Source organism: Streptomyces sp. NPDC087428 (assembly GCF_044744085.1).
In the GTDB taxonomy this organism is placed as follows: domain Bacteria; phylum Actinomycetota; class Actinomycetes; order Streptomycetales; family Streptomycetaceae; genus Streptomyces.
On record NZ_JBIUXR010000001.1, the window covers coordinates 788,865 to 805,592 of the forward strand.

Sequence of the window (16,728 nt, forward strand, 5' to 3'; positions counted from 1 at the left end):
GCGGGGGGGGGCCCCCCCCCCGGGGGGGGGGGGGGGGGGGGGCGGGGGGGGGGGGGGCCCCCGGGGGCCCGCGCGGGGGGGGGGGGGGGGGGGGGGGGGGGGGGGGGGGGCCCCCGGGGCCCCCCCCCCCACCCCTCACCCGTCACACGTGCGTGCGCAGCAGGGTCCGCATCGTCCGCATCGCCACCGAGAGATTCGCCAGGTCGAAGGCGTCCGACCCCTGGATCTCCTCCAGCGTGGAGCGCGACCGCGTCAGGATCGCCGCGTTCTTCTCCTCCCACGCCTCGAACCGCTCCTGCGGCGTGGACGCGCCGTTGCCCACGCTCAGCACGTCACCCGTGAGCGCCGCGTGCGCGGCGTACAGGTCCTCGCGGATGGAGGCACGGGCCATCGACTGCCAGCGGTCGGCCCGCGGCAGCTCGATGATCCGGTCCATCAGCTGGGTGATGGACAGCCGGTCGGCGAGGTCGTAGTACACCTCGGCGACGGCCAGCGGGTCCTTCCCCGTACGGTCCGCGATCGCCACGATGTCGAGCGCCGGGAAGGCGGACGAGAATCCGGCGACGCGCTGCGCCAGCTCGTCCGGGACACCCGCCTCGGTGAGCTCGTCCAGGATCGACTGGTACCACTCCAGGTCGGCGCCCATCAGCATCTTGGGCAGCTCGGCCCAGACCTGCTCGACACCGGTCCGGAAGAAGTCGATCGTCCCGGCGATCTCCAGCGGCTGCGGCCGGTTGCCGAGCAGCCAGCGCGAACCGCGCTCGACGAGCCGCCGCGAGTGCAGCCTGATCCGCGTCTGCACATCGGCGGACACCCGGTTGTCGAGCGCCTCCACGGCGTCCCACACCCTGCCGAGCCCGAAGATCTCGCGGGCCGCGACCTGCGCCCGCACGATCTCCTCGATCGAGGCGCCGGTCTCTTCCCTGAGCCGGTGCAGGAAGGTCGAGCCGCCGCTGTTCACGGTGTCGTTGACCAGCACCGTGGTGATGATCTCGCGCCGCAGCGCGTGCGCGTCGACCGCCTCGGGGAACCGCTCGCGCAGTTGCCGCGGGAAGTAGGCGTGCAGCAGCTTCTGGAGGTACGCGTCGTCCGGCAGGCTGGTCCCGATCAGCTCCTGCGCCGCCGTGATCTTCGTGTAGGCCAGTAGCACCGCCAGCTCGGGCTGGCTGAGCCCCTTGCCGGCGCTCAGCAGCTCGCGGATCTGCCGGTCGGTGGGCAGGAACTCCAGCCCCCGGTCGAGATGGCCGTCGCGGCCCAGCCGGCGCATGAAGCGCTGGTGGGCGTGGAGCAGTGAGGGCGCCTGCGCGACGGCGTTGGCGAGCGCCGTGTTCTGCGCGTAGTTGTTGCGCAGCACCAGATGACCGATCTCCTCGGTCATCTCGGCCAGCAGCTTGTTGCGCTGCTTGACGGTCATGTCGCCGTCCCGCACCAGGCCGTTGAGCAGGATCTTGATGTTCACCTCGTGGTCGGAGGTGTCCACACCGGCGCTGTTGTCGATCGCGTCGGTGTTGATCCGGCCGCCGGTGCGGGCGAACTCGATCCGGCCGAGCTGGGTGGCACCGAGGTTGCCGCCCTCGCCGACGACCCTGGCCCGCAGGTCCTCGCCGTTGACGCGGATCGTGTCGTTGGCCTTGTCGCCGACGTCCGCGTTCGACTCGGTGGAGGACTTGATATACGTACCGATGCCGCCGTTCCACAGCAGATCGACGCGGGCCCTGAGGATCGCCTGCATCAGGTCGGCGGGCGTCATCTTGGTGACCCCCGACTCGATGCCGAGCGCCTCGCGGACGTGCGCGTTGACCGGGATCGACTTGGCGCTGCGCGGGTGGATGCCGCCGCCCGCGGAGATCAGTTCCTTCTTGTAGTCGGCCCAGGAGCTGCGCGGCAGGTCGAAGAGGCGGCGGCGCTCGGCGTACGAGATCGCGGCGTCCGGCTTCGGGTCGATGAAGATGTGCCGGTGGTCGAAGGCCGCGACGAGCCGGATGTGCTCGGAGAGCAGCATCCCGTTGCCGAACACGTCACCCGACATGTCGCCGACACCGACGACGGTGAAGTCCTCGCTCTGGGTGTCGTGACCGAGCTCGCGGAAGTGCCGCTTGACGGACTCCCAGGCGCCCCGGGCGGTGATGCCCATGCCCTTGTGGTCGTAGCCGGCGGAGCCGCCGGAGGCGAACGCGTCGCCCAGCCAGAAGCCGTAGTCGACGGCGACCTCGTTGGCGATGTCGGAGAACTTCGCGGTGCCCTTGTCGGCGGCGACGACGAGATAGGTGTCGTCCTCGTCGTGCCGGACGACGTCCTTGGGGGGCACGACCTCGCCGGTCACCATGTTGTCGGTGATGTCGAGCAGCGCCGAGATGAAGGTGCGGTACGAGGCGATGCCCTCGGCCAGCCAGGCGTCGCGGTCGACGGCCGGGTCGGGGAGCTGCTTGGCGACGAAGCCGCCCTTGGCACCCACCGGCACGATGACGGTGTTCTTCACCATCTGCGCCTTGACCAGACCGAGGATCTCGGTACGGAAGTCCTCGCGCCGGTCGGACCAGCGCAGACCGCCGCGGGCGACCTTGCCGAACCGCAGGTGGACGCCCTCGACCCGGGGCGAGTAGACCCAGATCTCGAACGCCGGGCGCGGGGCCGGGAGGTCCGGGATGGACTGCGGGTCGAACTTCATCGACACGTAGTTGTGCGGCAGACCGCTGTCCGCGCGCCGGCCCCCCTTGTCGCCCTCCGTGCTCGCGTTCTGGAAGAAGTTGGTGCGCAGGGTGGCCTTGATGACGGTGAGGAAGGACCGCAGGATCCGGTCCTCGTCGAGCGAGGCGACCTGGTCCAGGGCCCCGTCGAGCTCTTCGAGGAGCCCGTCGGTGAGCTCCGTGCCCGCGCTCTGGCGCTCCGGCGACATCCGGGCCTCGAAGAGCGAGACCAGCAGCCGGGTGGTGTGGACGTTGTTCTGGAGCGTGCTCTCCATGTAGTCCTGGCTGAACGTCGATCCGGCCTGGCGCAGGTACTTCGCGTAGGCGCGCAGCACCATCGCCTGCCGCCAGTTCAGCCCGGCGCTCAGCACCAGCGCGTTGAAGCCGTCGTTCTCGGCCTCGCCGGTCCACACGGCGGCGAAGGCCTCCTGGAACCGCTCGCGGGCGTCGTCGGCCAGGTAGCTGCCGTTGCCCGTGGCATGCGGCATCCGCAGCCCGAAGTCGTAGATCCAGGCGTGGGTGCGGTCCGCGCAGCGCAGCTCGTACGGACGCTCGTCGACGACCTCGACACCGAGGCGCTGGAGCGCCGGGAGGACGGCGGAGAGGGAGACCTGCTCACCGGTCCGGTAGATCTTGAAGCGGCGCTCGCCGGGGGCGGCGCCGACCGGCTCGTACAGGCTGAGGGCGAAGTCCCGCTCGTGCTCCTTGAGGGCTTCGAGGCGGACCAGGTCGGCCACGGCGGCACGCGCCGAGTGGTCGGCCTTGTAGCCCTCGGGGAACGAGTGCCCGTAGTTGCGCAGCAGCTCGGCGGCGCGCTCCTCGCCGCACTCGGCGTTCAGCGCTTCCTGGAAGCCGTCGGCCCAGGAGCGGGCGGCCTCGACGAGCCGGGCCTCGATGCGGTCGGCCTCGGCGTCGGTGAGGGTGGGCAGCTCGCTGCCGGGGGCGACCCGGACGACGAAGTGCAGCCTGGACAGGATCGACTCGGTGTTCCAGGCCGTGAAGTCGACGCTGGTGCCGTTCAGCTCCTCCTTGAGGATGTCGATCAGCCGGAGGCGCACGCCGGTGGTGTAGCGGTCGCGCGGCAGGTAGACGATCGCGGAGTAGTAGCGCCCGTACTCGTCCTGGCGCAGGTAGAGCCGGAGCCGGCGCCGCTCCTGGAGGTAGAGCACCGAGGTGACGACGGAGCGCAGCTGGTCGGGCGGCGTCTGGAACAGCTCGTCGCGCGGGTACGTCTCCAGGATCTGGAGCAGGTCGCGGCCGTCGTGGCTGTTGTACGTGAAGCCCGCGCCCTCCAGCACCTCGGCGACCTTGCGGCGGACGACGGGCACCCGGCGCACGGACTCGGTGTAGGCGGCGGACGAGAACAGTCCGAGGAAGCGGCGCTCACCGATGACGTTGCCCTCGGCGTCGAACTTCTTCACGCCGACGTAGTCGAGGTAGCTGGGGCGGTGCACGGTCGCCCGGCTGTTGGCCTTGGTGAGGATGAGGAGCTTGTGTTCGCGGGCCTTGGCGCGGGCGTCGGCGGGCAGCCGGTCGAAGGAGGGGCTGACCGGGTGGGCCTCGTCCTCGGTGTGGTGCGGGTCGGAGCGCAGGATGCCGAGGCCGGTGCCGGGTACGGCGGCAAGCGCGTCGGAGTCCCTGAGCTCGTACTCGCGGTAGCCGAGGAAGGTGAAGTGGTCGGCGGCGAGCCAGCGCAGCAGCTCCCTGGCCTCGTTCACCTCGTCGTCGGCGAGGTCGTCGAGCGGCTCGCCGGGCAGGTCGTCGGCGATGCGCAGCGCGGCGTCCCGCATCTTCTCCCAGTCCTCGACGGTCTCCCGTACGTCGGACAGGACGCGCAGCAGGTCGGCCTGGATCTGCTTGAGGTCGGCGCGGTCGGACTCGCGGTCGATCTCGACGTGGATCCAGGACTCGACGAGCGCGTCGTGCGGGAGCTCGGCCTTGGCGTCCTTCGCTCCCTTGGCGTTCTTGCGCCCGTTCTGCGCGCCGGTCGAGACGCCCGCGCCGTCGGTGAGGACCTCGATCAGCTTGCCGGCCACATCGCGCCGGACGATGACCTGCGGGTGGATCACGACGTGGATGCCGCGCCCCTGGCGGGACAGCTCATTGGTGACGGAGTCGACCAGGAACGGCATGTCGTCCGTGACGACCTCGACGACGGTGTGGCTGCACGTCCAGCCGTTCTCCTCGACGGTCGGGGTGTGCACCCGGACGTTCGCCGTGCCCTGCGGGCGGTTCTCCGCCAGCCGGTAGTGGGAGGAAGCGGCGCCGAAGACGTCGACGGGGTCGCGGCCGCCGATGTCCTCCGGAGCGGTGTGGAGGTAGTAGCGCTGGAGATAGGCGAGCAGCACGTCCTGGCCCGGACGCTCCTGCCCGGCCCCGTTGCCGTTGTCGGCCCCGGTGGCAGCGACGTGCACCCGGGGGGTACTCCCCGGGCCACCGACACCACCGCCCGGACTGTTGTCAGCTACCTTGGCGGCCCGTGCGAGCAGCTCGGCCTTGGCTTCGTCCAGCTTGGTCTGCATGTCCTCTGGCTCCTGTCGCGCGCCGTTGCGTGACGTAGGTGAAAAAGACGACGTACCGCCACGACACGGGGTTTCCGGTCTGAGTCGACGCTATGCCGCTATGAGAGACGCCCGGGACCTTATTGGCCTTTTTTGGCAGTCGGGCCGGGCTGAGGGGATCAGTCAGGGCCCGGGTGCTGTGGCACTCCGGGCGCAGGCCGGGGGCTTCGCTGCCCCCGAGGCGTATCGCGCTGATCACGAGGTCCAGGCTATCTCGCCCGCCCCGGTGACCGTCACGAGCCGTATGTGTACAAAGAAAGCCCCGAACTTTGACACTCTGGACAGCGCGTCGCGCCGTGCTGACGCACTCTGGTAACCGCAACAGGCCGACGAACCGTGGGGAGCCCCGCCATGGCACCGAAGATCCTGATCGTCACCGGCGACGCCGCCGAGTCCCTCGAAGTCCTCTATCCGTACCAGCGGCTGCGCGAGGAGGGTTACGACGTCCACATCGCCGCCCCCTCCCGCAAGACGCTCCGCTTCGTGGTCCACGACTTCGAGCCCGGCTTCGACACGTACACGGAGAAGCCCGGCTACACCTGGCCCGCCGACCTGGCCTTCACCGAGGTCGACCCGGACGACTACGTGGCCCTGGTCGTCCCGGGCGGCCGCGCCCCCGAGTACCTCCGCAACGACGCCGACCTGCGCAAGATCCTCACGGCGTTCTTCGACACGGACCGCCCGGTGGCCCAGATCTGCCACGGCCCGCTGATGACGGCCGCGGCCGGCGCGCTGAAGAACCGCCGCGTCACTGCCTATCCCGCACTGGAGCCGGACATGGAGTCGGCCGGGGCCGCCTTCCAGGACACCGAGGTCGTGGTGGACGGCCCCCTGGTCTCGTCCCGCGCCTGGCCCGACCACTCGGCCTGGATGCGCGAATTCCTGACCGTGCTCCGCACGAAGGCACCGGTCACGTGAGCACCGGGCGGTAGCCGGGCCGGGCGGCTCGGGGCGTGGCGGCGCGGGGCATGGCGGCGCGGCCGACCGCTACGGGCCGCCTGCCCCTAACGGCCCAGTTGCTGGGCGAGCTCCGCCGCTTCGGCCAGGGTGTCCACGACGGGCACTCCGGCCGCCTCCAGGCTGGACCGGCTGTGCGAACCGCCCGTGTAGAGCACCGCCCGCGCGCCGACGTGGGCCGCTGCCACGGCGTCGTCCACCGCGTCACCGATGATCACCGCGTGCTCCGGGGATATCCCGTCGAGCGCCGCGAAATGCCGCTCCATGTGCTGCGCCTTGCTGCCGCCGGAGCGCCCGGTGCGGCCGTCGACGCGCACGAAGCGCGGCTCGATGCCGTATCCCCGCACCACGGGGACCAGCTCGTCGTGCCCGTACATGCTCAGCAGGGACTGGCTCCGGCCGGCCTGCTGCCACTGCGCGAGCAGCTCCGCGGCGCCCTCCGTCAGCCCGCAGCCCTCGCGCTGCTCCGTGTAGTGGCGGTGGAAGGCCAGGTCCATCACGTCCCACTCGGCGTCGGTGGGCAGCCGGCCCATCAGCCGTTCGTAGAAGCGGGGTATCGGGATGCAGTACATCTCCCGGTACTGGTCCAGGCTGATCGGTGCCACGCCGACCTCGCCGAACGCGGCGTTCGTCGCGCCGACGACCGCGATGTTGTCGTCGAGCAGTGTGCCGTTCCAGTCCCAGACCAGATGTGTGCGGTGCTTCCCCTGCGTCCCCATGCCAAGAAAAATACCCGCCCCCACTGACAACCGGCGCGGCGGCCGCCGCTCGGGCCGCCCCGCCCAGCCGTCAGCCGATCAGGTTCGGGATCTCCTGGACGCCGAACCACAGCAGCTCGTGGTCCTCCGCCCCGTCCACGGTGAACTGCGCGTCGTCGTCACCGAGGTCCGCCGCCCCCAGCGCGGCCGCGGCCGCCGTGACGTCCTTGTCCGCCTCGTCCGAGTCGATGTGCACCGCGGCCGCCTTCGCCAGCGCCACCGCGGAGGCGATCGTGACCTCACCGAGCGACGAGGCGTCCAGGATGTGGTCCGGGTCGGCGACCGCGGCCCCGTCCGGCACATCGACCGCGACGACGACGCGGCGGCGGGTGGCGCCGGGGTCCCCGGCGATCATCCGCAGCGACGCGGACGCGGCCCGGTTGAGCGCCGCGTACTCCAGCTCCTCGATGTCGTCGGAGACGTACCACTCACGCAGTCCGGGGGTCACCGCGTAAGCGGTGAGCGGACCGGGGCCCAGCTCGCCCGCCCTGTGCGCCGCTGCGAGACCGGAGAGGGTCAGAGGGACGTACACGCGCATGGCTTGGCCGCTTTCGTAGTCGGAGACGCCCTCAGGATACGTGCGGCGTCCCCCTTTGGGGTTACCTGCACGGGCTCCGGCCCGTCCACCCGGCAACCGCTGCTCACCCTGTCCGCCCCGGCCCCGCTCCCCTTCCCTGACCGGGTCTGCCACCCGGATAGGTGAATTCCGGGCCCGGTCCCCCGGTTCCTCGGACGCTTGCGGGGGCGTCCGCCGCCCCCGTAGAAGATCCACAGCAGAAGTTACCGCCCGGTAGATGCCGGGCCTCTGAAGCACGGGGGCGATGAGCAGTGACCATGAACAGGACCCGGCCCGCCGGCCGGCACGACGCACGCAGGCCCGAGACCGTCCCCTCGCAACGCCTCCGGACGCCCCGGCGCGTCCGCCCCCACCAGTGGTTCGCGGAACGCCTCCTGGCCGTCCTCAGCGGCCAGCGCCCCGTCCACTGGATGCTCGGCCACACCATCGGGGAGGCGTACGACCAACTCGCCGAACTGGCCCCCGCCACCCCGCTCAGGAGCCGCGGCGCCCGTCCGGTGATCCGCATGTGCCGCGGCGCCCAGCCGGCCCCCGGCGTGGTGGAGGCCTGCGCGAGCATCGCGGCGGGCGAACAGGTCCGGGCCATGGCCTTCCGCCTGGAACAGGGCCCCGACCTCCGCTGGCGCTGCGCCGCAGTAGAACTGGGCAACACCCCGGCCCGCCACCCCTGACCCCCGGAACCCCCTCAAAGGGCCAACCGGGCGCCGCTGGTGGGGGCGGGGCACCGCCACGTACCCCGCCCCCCTGGGGGCAAGCGCCACCACGTACCCCACCCACCCTGAAGGCCGAGCCCCGCCACCCTGGGCCACCAGCCCGGGGCGGACGCCAGCACCTGCCATGCCCTCCCTGGGGACCGGCCCCCACACCTGGGTCACCGAGCCGGGCCCTCAGGGTGTCGCCCTGCGCCGCCACCCTGAGGGCCGGCCCCCGCCCTGAGCCACCCCGGACCCACCACCGACATCCACAGCACGAATCAGCCCGCACAGGCCCGGCTCCAGCCCTCCCAGCCCCTCGCCCGCCAATCCCCTCACCGCCGGGCCACACGAGCCCACACGGGCCCACACAGCCCTCTCCCGCCCCAGCCCTCCCCAGCGCCTCCCCAACCCGACCAGCCCAGCCGAGCCCTTCGCACCTCCCCGACCAGCCCAGCCCCGCGCACCTCCCCACCCAGGCCCTCCCAGCCCAGCCCCTCGCACCTCCCCACCCAAGCCCTCCCCGCCCAAGCTCTCCCCCTCCAGGCCGCCCCTTCCAGCCTCTCCGGCGTTTGAGGAGCGGGGTCCGGGGCGGAGCCCCGGTTACGGGAAGGGGCGGGGAGGGGACAAGGCCCGCCGCAGGCGCACCACCGACCCGCCCACCACCACGCCCACCTCAAGCCGAACCCACCGCGCAGACCCACACCCACCCCACACCCACTCCGAACCCACACCCACAACGGCCGGGGCCGGACACCAACGGTGCCCGGCCCCGGCCGTGATCAAGCAGTCAGCGCGCGCTACTTCTTGCGGCGCCGCCCACCCCCACCACTCTTCTGCGCCTTGCGCCGCTCAGCCCGGGTGAGCCCGTCGGACTCGGCACCGCCCCCGTCACTGTCCACGTTGGAGAAGTCGCCCTCGACGACCCCGCCCTCCCCGTCCACCGTGGGAGCGGAGAAGTGCAGCCGGTCGGGACGCTGCGGAGCGTCGAGCCCCTTCGCCCGGATCTCCGGACGCGCCGCCGGAACGGCGTCCTCCTTGGAGAGCGAGGTCCCCGCGTCCTGCACCGGCACCTCCTCGACCTGCTGCTCGACCTGGACCTCCAGGTTGAACAGGTAGCCGACGGACTCCTCCTTGATGCCCTCCATCATGGCGTTGAACATGTCGAAGCCCTCGCGCTGGTACTCGACCAGCGGGTCCTTCTGCGCCATGGCCCGGAGGCCGATGCCCTCCTGGAGGTAGTCCATCTCGTAGAGGTGCTCACGCCACTTGCGGTCCAGCACGGACAGCACCACGCGCCGTTCGAGCTCACGCATGATGTCGGAGCCGAGCGTCTTCTCACGCTCGTCGTACTGCTCGTGGATGTCGTCCTTGACCGACTCGCCGATGAACTCCGCGGTGACCCCGGCGAGATCCCCCGCGGCCTCCTCCAGCTCGGCGACCGTGACCTTCACCGGGTAGAGCTGCTTGAACGCGCCCCACAGCCGGTCCAGGTCCCACTCCTCGGCGAACCCCTCCGCCGTCTCCTGGCGGATGTAGTCGTCGATCGTGTCGTCCATGAAGTGACGGATCTGGTCCTGGAGGTCCTCGCCCTCGAGCACCCGGCGCCGCTCGCCGTAGATGACCTCACGCTGCCGGTTGAGCACCTCGTCGTACTTCAGGACGTTCTTACGCGTCTCGAAGTTCTGCTGCTCGACCTGCGACTGGGCCGACGCGATCGCCCGCGTCACCATCTTGTTCTCGATCGGCACATCGTCCGGCACATTGGCCATCGACATCACGCGCTCGACCATCTGCGCCTTGAACAGACGCATCAGGTCGTCGCCCAGCGACAGGTAGAAGCGGGACTCGCCCGGGTCGCCCTGACGGCCGGAACGACCGCGCAGCTGGTTGTCGATGCGGCGCGACTCGTGCCGCTCGGTGCCCAGGACGTAGAGCCCGCCGAGGTCCTTGACCTCGTCGTGCTCGGCCTTCACCGCCTGCTCGGCCTTCTCCAGCGCCGCCGGAAGCGCGGCCGCCCACTCCTCGACGTGCTCGACCGGGTCGAGTCCGCGCTGGCGCAGATCCGCCTCGGCCAGGTCGTCGGGGTTGCCGCCCAGCTTGATGTCCGTACCGCGGCCCGCCATGTTCGTCGCGACCGTGACGGCACCCTTGCGACCGGCCTGCGCGATGATCGGCGCCTCCCGGTCGTGCTGCTTGGCGTTGAGGACCTCGTGCTGCACACCGCGCTTCGACAGCTGCTGCGAGAGGTACTCGGACTTCTCGACGGAGGTGGTGCCGACCAGGATCGGCTGGCCCTTCTCGTGCTTCTCCGCGATGTCGTCGACGACAGCGGCGAACTTCGCGACCTCGGTGCGGTAGATCAGGTCCGACTGGTCGGCCCGGACCATCGGCCGGTTGGTCGGGATCGGCACGACACCGAGCTTGTAGATCGTGTGGAACTCGGCGGCCTCGGTCATCGCCGTACCGGTCATGCCGGAGAGCTTGCCGTAGAGGCGGAAGAAGTTCTGCAGGGTGATCGTGGCGAGGGTCTGGTTCTCGTCCTTGATGTCCACCCCTTCCTTCGCCTCGATCGCCTGGTGCATGCCCTCGTTGTAGCGGCGGCCGGCGAGGATACGGCCGGTGTGCTCGTCGACGATCATGACTTCGCCGTCGATGACGACGTAGTCCTTGTCCTTCTTGAAGAGTTCCTTGGCCTTGATGGCGTTGTTGAGGTACCCGACGAGGGGGGTGTTCACCGACTCGTAGAGGTTCTCGATGCCGAGCCAGTCCTCCACCTTCGCGACACCGGGCTCGTGGATCGCGACGGTCCGCTTCTTCTCGTCGACCTCGTAGTCGCCGGTCTCCTCGATGCCCTTGAGCGGGTTGCCCGCCTCGCCCTTGGCCAGCCGGGTGACCAGCTTGGCGAAGTCGCCGTACCACTTGGTGGCCTGGTCGGCGGGGCCGGAGATGATCAGCGGGGTACGGGCCTCGTCGACCAGGATCGAGTCGACCTCGTCGACGATCGCGAAGTTGTGACCGCGCTGGACCAGCTCGTCCTGCGACCACGCCATGTTGTCGCGGAGGTAGTCGAAGCCGAACTCGTTGTTCGTGCCGTACGTGATGTCGCAGCCGTACTGCTCACGGCGCTGGGCCGGCGTCATGTTGGCGATGATGCAGCCGACGTCCAGTCCGAGGAACTTGTGGACCCGGCCCATCATCTCCGAGTCACGCTCGGCCAGGTAGTCGTTGACCGTGATCAGGTGCACGCCCTTGCCGGAGAGCGCGTTGAGATACGCGGGCAGTGTGCCGACCAGGGTCTTGCCCTCGCCGGTCTTCATCTCGGCCACGTAGCCGAGGTGCAGGGCTGCGCCGCCCATCATCTGAACGTCGTAGTGGCGCTGTCCGAGGACCCGCTTGGCGGCCTCACGGACGGTCGCGAATGCTTCGGGAAGCAGGTCGTCCAGGCTCTCGCCGTCCGCGTACCGTTCCTTGTACTCGTCGGTGAGCGCCCGCAGCTCGGCGTCGGAGAGGTTGACGAAGTCCTCTTCGATGGAGCTGACCTGGTCCGCGATGCGGTGCAGTTTGCGCAGGATCTTGCCTTCGCCTGCACGCATGAGCTTGTTGAAGACGGACACTGAGGCTGGTCTCCTTGCCGGTCGGGCCTGGCACTGGGTCGTGTTATGGACTCTGGCGCGGGCACGGCAGGTGGGCCCCACCGCAACGGCCATCGTAAGCGAGGACCCCGCCGCGCCGGGAGGGCTGCCACTGCGTTGAGCTCGCAGTGCCCTTCCCGATCAACGGACGAAGGGCGCCTAAGGTGCCGGGAAGGGCGAAAAGTGCTCGCTCCGCGCCCCGGCCGGTCACCAGAATCCGTACATGGAACCGACCACTCTCACCACCGGCCGCCTGTTGCTGCGCCCCTTCGCCCCGGGCGACGCGGACGCGGTGCACGCCGCCTGCCAGGACCCGGACATCCAGCGCTGGACGGTCGTCCCCTCGCCGTACGGCCGCACCGACGCGGAGCTCTTCACCCAGCAGTTCTCGCCCGGGGGCTGGCGGGACGACTCCATGTACAACTTCGCCGTCGTGCTGCGTGACGGCGGGGCCCTGACCGGTGCGCTCGGCATCAACCGCCGCAATCAGCCGGGCACGTACGAGGTGGGGTTCTGGACCTCCGGGGAGCACCGGGGCCGCGGCTACACGACGGAAGCGGTCCGCCGTGCCGCCCACTGGACCTTCACCTCGCTCGGCGGGGACCGGCTGGAGTGGCGGGCCGAGATCGGCAATGTCGCCTCCCGGGCCGTGGCGCTGCGCGCCGGCTTCCTCATGGAGGGCGACCAGCGCTCCGGACTGCTCAACAAGGGAGTGCGGCGCGATACGTGGGCCGGTGCGCTGCTCCCGTCCGACCTCGGGCTGCCGGGGGCCTGCGCCTACCTTCCGGCGGTGCCGCCCACCCGCTCGTGAGGACCGCGGAATTCCGGGCCGGACTGTCAGTGCCGCCCTCTAGGGTTCGAGGCATGACGCCTGTGCAGCCTCCCGTAGCCGACCTCTCCGCCGATCAGGCCCGCAGGATCGCCCTGCGCGCCCAGGGATTCCTGGGCGCCCCGGACCGCCGGGCCGGGGCGCCCGGCGTGCTGCGGCATCTCGGCGCCGTCCAGCTCGACACGATCTCCGTGCTCGCGCGGTCGCACGAGCTGATTCCGTACGCGCGCCTCGGCGCGATCGGCCGACGGCCCGTCGAGGAGGCGTACTGGTCGGGCGGCCGCGCCTTCGAGTACTGGTCGCACGCGGCGTGTGTCCTGCCGGTCGAGGAGTGGCCGCACTTCGCCTTCCGCCGCCGCGCCTACCGCTCGCGCCCGCAGTGGCACCACGACCTGCCCGACGGCGCGTACGACACGGTGATCAAGCAGTTGCGCACCGAGGGCCCGCTGACGGCCACGGAGCTGGGCGGCGCGAACAACGGCGGGGAGTGGTGGGACTGGTCGGCGTCGAAGGTCGCCGTCGAGCGGGCCCTGATGTACGGCGAGGTGGTGTGCACCGAGCGGCGCAGCTGGAAGCGGGTCTACGACCTGGCGGAGCGCGCCCTGCCCGCCGCGGTGTTCCACGACGACCTGGACGACGCGGAGTGCGTGCGCCGGCTGGTGGCGCTCGCCGGGCAGTCGCTGGGCGTGGGCACCCGCGCGGACATCGCCGACTACCACCGGCTCAAGGCCGAGCAGTTCGACGCGGTGGTCGCGGACTCCGGCCTGGTGCCGGTGACGGTGCAGGGCTGGGCGAAGCCGGCCTGGGCGGATCCGGCGGCGCTGGCCTCGGAGCCGCGCGGACGGCACCGTACGACGCTGCTGTCGCCGTTCGACTCGCTGGTCTGGGAGCGGGCGCGCACCGAGCGGATCTTCGGGTTCACCCACCGGCTGGAGGCCTACGTCCCCAAGCCCAAGCGGATCCACGGCTACTTCGCGATGCCCCTGCTGGCGGGCGGCAAGCTGCAGGGCCGGGTCGATCCGGCGCGCGAGGGGACGACGCTGGTCGCCCGGCAGGTGTCCCTGGCGGGCCCGAAGGCCGTGCCGCCGATGGCGGAGGCTCTGGTCGAGGCGGCGTCATGGGTCGGCTGCACCGAGGTCCGGCTGGAGCGGGTGGAGGCACCGGAACTGCGCGGGCCGCTCACACGGGAAATCGCCCGCGTCCTGGCATGACCGCACATTTCCGGGGCTTTACCCGGCCGCGTCACCTGATCTCGAGGATCTTCTCCCGCATGGCGTAGACCACTGCTTCCATCCGGGAGTGGAGCTGGAGCTTCTCCAGAATGTTGCGGACGTGGTTCTTCACGGTGTTCTCGGAAATGAAGAGTTCCTTCGCGATATCGCGATTGTTCATGCCCGTGGCAACCAGTTTGAGGACTTCGAGCTCACGCTCGGTGAGCCGGGGCGCCGGCACCAGCCGGCGCTCGTCGGTCCGCTGGATCATCGATTTGAACTCGGTGAGCAGTTTCGACGCCATGGACGGACTGATCTGTGACTGCCCGTCGGCGACCGCCCGGATCGCGGTGGCGACCTCGTCCGTGGAGATCTCCTTGAGGAGGTAGCCGGTGGCGCCCGCCTTGATCGCGTCGTAGAGGTCGGCCTCCTCGTCGCTGATCGTCAGCATGATGATCTTCGCGCTGGGAGCCACCTCCTTGATGGAGGTACAGGCCTCGATACCGCCGCGTTTGGGCATCCGTACATCCATCAGCACGATGTCCGGCAGCAGATCGGCCGCCTTGTCGACCGCCTCCGCCCCGTCCCCGGCCTCGCCGACGACCTGGATGTCCTCCTCGTGCGCGAGGACGATCTCCAGCCCCCTGCGGAAGAGGGCGTGGTCATCGACCACGAGGACCCGGATCGGTTCCTTGCGGGAACCACCGTCCTCGTCCGCTCCGGTACGGGCACCGGAAGCATCCTCGGCATCATTCACATCGCGCACGGGCCCGAAGGTGTCCGCCATCGTTCCTCCCCCTGAAGGCCACGGCCTGAAGTTCACAAACTGTCCGCCAACGGCAGTTCACAGAGCACCGATTGGCTTGGGCCGCCATGATTTCATGCCTGGACGTCGGAGCGGTGATCCAGTGGTCGCACGCGGGTGCCCCAGGGGCGCACAAGGCGCACCAGGGGCACCACGGAGGGAGGCGTCAGCCGCCGAGCGCACCACCCGCGCCGCCCGCCTCATCGGCGGCCAGCGGGTCGGTCCTCAGGTGGATGACACCGTAGTCGTACGCGTGCCGCCGGTAGACGACACTCGGCTCCTTCGTCTCGGAGTCGACGAACAGGTAGAAGTCGTGTCCTACCAGCTCCATCTCGTAGAGAGCCTGGTCGAGCGACATGGGTGCCGCCACGTGCGTCTTCTCGCGCATCACCAGCGGGCCTTCGCCCTGTACCTCGAGCGAGCCGATCCTGGTGGTGGGCACGGGCTTCGCCGGTTCGTCGGCGATCAGCACACCGTCAGCGTTGAACGAAGCCGCTTCCGGTACGACTTCGGCGACCTCTGCGGCTGAGATGCGGCCCGAGCCGCGGCGGCTGTAGCGCTTGTCGTGCTGCTTGCGCAGCCTGGCCTCCAGCTTGCCGGTGGCCAGGTCCAGCGCTGCGTAAGGGTCGCCTGCGGCCGCTTCCGCCCTGATGACCGGCCCACGCGAGCGGAGCGTGATCTCCACCCGGTCGGAACGGTCGGCCTGACGGGGATTCGGCTCCTTGGACACCTCCACGTCGAGGCTGATCACCTTGCCGTCGAACTTCTGGATCTTGTCCAGCTTCAGCTTCTCGGCCACGTGCTTGCGGAACCGCTCGGGCACCTCGGTCTTGCGGCCCTTGACGACGATGTCCACGCAGAACTCCGTTCCCGGATCGCTCCGCTCAGTGGCGGAGCATCTCCCTTTTGCACCAGGCCCCGGTGGTGACCGGAGCCGCGGACTCGGTGGCTTCCACCTCCTCCTCCCCCGGCGGTGAGGTCTCCACCCCACCGAATTCCAGATTCTGAACTCCTGGTGGGTACCTGCCCGAAACCTGGTGGTGCATTCGTCGAGGTCTGGCATTCACCATTCCTCACAACCGAACATAGCCTGCTCGGCGGCCTGTCGGCACCCGCTACTCGCACGTACCTCCGTTCAGGTCTTTTTACCCACTCACTACCTGCAACGATGCAGGTTCACTTCCAGTTCCGGTTTATTTCGAAGGCGGACGGAGATACTGCGACAACGGCCGCCTGCCGCACCCCGGAACCAGTGCCGTACGGCCCGGCGGATCCGTCGATCGCCCGTGCCGCCTCGGCCAGCGAGGCACCCGTCGTGAGCAGGTCGTCGACCAGCACGACCCGTCCGGCTGCCAGCAGTCGACCGCCTCCCGCCACCACCTCCAGCGCACCCGCCAGATTCGCCCGGCGCGCCCCGGCTCCGAGCCCCGACTGGTCGGCCACCGCACGCCGCTGCCGCAGCACCGCGGCCACCCGGGCCGGGGTGCCCGCACGCCGCAGTTCAGCCGCGGCCGCCAGCGCGATCCGGCGCGTCGGATCATGTCCTCGCGCCGCCACTGCCCGGCGCGACGACGGCACGGGCACGAGCAGCAGTGGTCCCGGACCTGACGGCGACCCCGCCCCGGCCCGCACGGCACCCGCCAACGCCTTGCCGAGTGCCCCCGCCAGGCCGAGCACACCTCGCTCCTTGTGGGCCAGCAGCAGCGCCCGTACCGCGTTCTCGTAGCCGGCGGCGGCGTGGACCGGGGGCAGACCGGCAGGCTCCGGATCGGGTCTCACCCGGCGGGGGACCCCGCCGTGGAGCTGCGCGCCGCACTCCGCGCACAGCTCGGTCCGCGGTCTGCCGCAGCCCCCGCAGGCGCCCGGCAGGACCAGTCCGGTGATCTCCCGCCACCACCCGCGCATGACTCCACTGTGCCCCCGCCCCAGCCGTCGGACCACTCCTGTGGACAACTCTGTGGACAACCGCCCGGACACAGGCGGAAACAGGCGGGCACGGACAGGCACAGGCGGTAC

The 16,728-nt window shown here is 70.4% G+C and carries 11 protein-coding genes; 4 read left to right on the top strand and 7 right to left on the bottom strand.

Features of this window, described 5'->3' with window-relative positions:
• Positions 1–142 precede the first annotated feature (142 nt).
• Positions 143–5,209: an NAD-glutamate dehydrogenase gene (locus ACIO3R_RS03575; RefSeq protein WP_385040927.1), complete on the bottom strand. Its 5,067-nt coding sequence runs from the start codon at positions 5,207–5,209 to the stop codon at positions 143–145.
• A 390-nt stretch (positions 5,210–5,599) separates the two neighbouring features.
• Between ACIO3R_RS03575 and ACIO3R_RS03580 the strand changes: the two genes are divergently transcribed.
• Positions 5,600–6,166 carry a DJ-1/PfpI family protein gene (locus ACIO3R_RS03580; RefSeq protein ID WP_402102883.1) on the top strand — a complete coding sequence of 189 codons (567 nt, stop codon included), beginning with the start codon at positions 5,600–5,602 and terminating at the stop codon, positions 6,164–6,166.
• Positions 6,167–6,252: 86 nt separating this feature from the next.
• Here ACIO3R_RS03580 and ACIO3R_RS03585 read toward each other — a convergent pair whose 3' ends face one another.
• Both ACIO3R_RS03585 and ACIO3R_RS03590 read right to left on the bottom strand, forming a co-directional pair.
• Entirely contained in the window at positions 6,253–6,924 is a 672-nt protein-coding gene (locus ACIO3R_RS03585; RefSeq protein WP_385040921.1) for an HAD family hydrolase, read from the bottom strand.
• A 70-nt stretch (positions 6,925–6,994) separates the two neighbouring features.
• Entirely contained in the window at positions 6,995–7,501 is a 507-nt protein-coding gene (locus ACIO3R_RS03590; protein WP_385040918.1) for a DUF6912 family protein, read from the bottom strand.
• Positions 7,502–7,791: 290 nt separating this feature from the next.
• On the opposite strand from ACIO3R_RS03590, the gene ACIO3R_RS03595 reads away from it, so the two are divergent.
• A complete protein-coding gene (locus ACIO3R_RS03595) occupies positions 7,792–8,211 on the top strand; it encodes an Rv3235 family protein (protein WP_402102887.1) in 420 nt (139 codons plus the stop codon).
• Positions 8,212–9,032: 821 nt separating this feature from the next.
• On the opposite strand, the gene secA is transcribed toward ACIO3R_RS03595, so the two are convergent.
• Positions 9,033–11,849, bottom strand: coding sequence for a preprotein translocase subunit SecA (secA, locus tag ACIO3R_RS03600; protein WP_385037752.1), 2,817 nt, complete (start codon positions 11,847–11,849; stop codon positions 9,033–9,035).
• A gap of 241 nt (positions 11,850–12,090) precedes the next feature.
• Between secA and ACIO3R_RS03605 the strand changes: the two genes are divergently transcribed.
• Entirely contained in the window at positions 12,091–12,678 is a 588-nt protein-coding gene (locus ACIO3R_RS03605) for a GNAT family N-acetyltransferase (RefSeq protein ID WP_402102890.1), read from the top strand.
• Positions 12,679–12,731: 53 nt separating this feature from the next.
• Positions 12,732–13,907: a winged helix-turn-helix domain-containing protein gene (locus ACIO3R_RS03610; RefSeq protein ID WP_402102893.1), complete on the top strand. Its 1,176-nt coding sequence runs from the start codon at positions 12,732–12,734 to the stop codon at positions 13,905–13,907.
• A gap of 31 nt (positions 13,908–13,938) precedes the next feature.
• Here ACIO3R_RS03610 and ACIO3R_RS03615 read toward each other — a convergent pair whose 3' ends face one another.
• The 3 genes from ACIO3R_RS03615 to ACIO3R_RS03625 all read right to left on the bottom strand — a co-directional run bounded on the left by ACIO3R_RS03615 (position 13,939) and on the right by ACIO3R_RS03625 (position 16,617).
• A complete protein-coding gene (locus tag ACIO3R_RS03615; protein ID WP_385037743.1) occupies positions 13,939–14,694 on the bottom strand; it encodes a response regulator in 756 nt (251 codons plus the stop codon).
• A 184-nt stretch (positions 14,695–14,878) separates the two neighbouring features.
• Positions 14,879–15,568 (bottom strand): ribosome hibernation-promoting factor, HPF/YfiA family, encoded by a 690-nt coding sequence (hpf, locus tag ACIO3R_RS03620; RefSeq protein WP_363031436.1) that lies wholly within the window; start codon positions 15,566–15,568, stop codon positions 14,879–14,881.
• Positions 15,569–15,888: 320 nt separating this feature from the next.
• Positions 15,889–16,617, bottom strand: coding sequence for a ComF family protein (locus ACIO3R_RS03625; protein ID WP_402102897.1), 729 nt, complete (start codon positions 16,615–16,617; stop codon positions 15,889–15,891).
• Positions 16,618–16,728 lie beyond the last annotated feature (111 nt).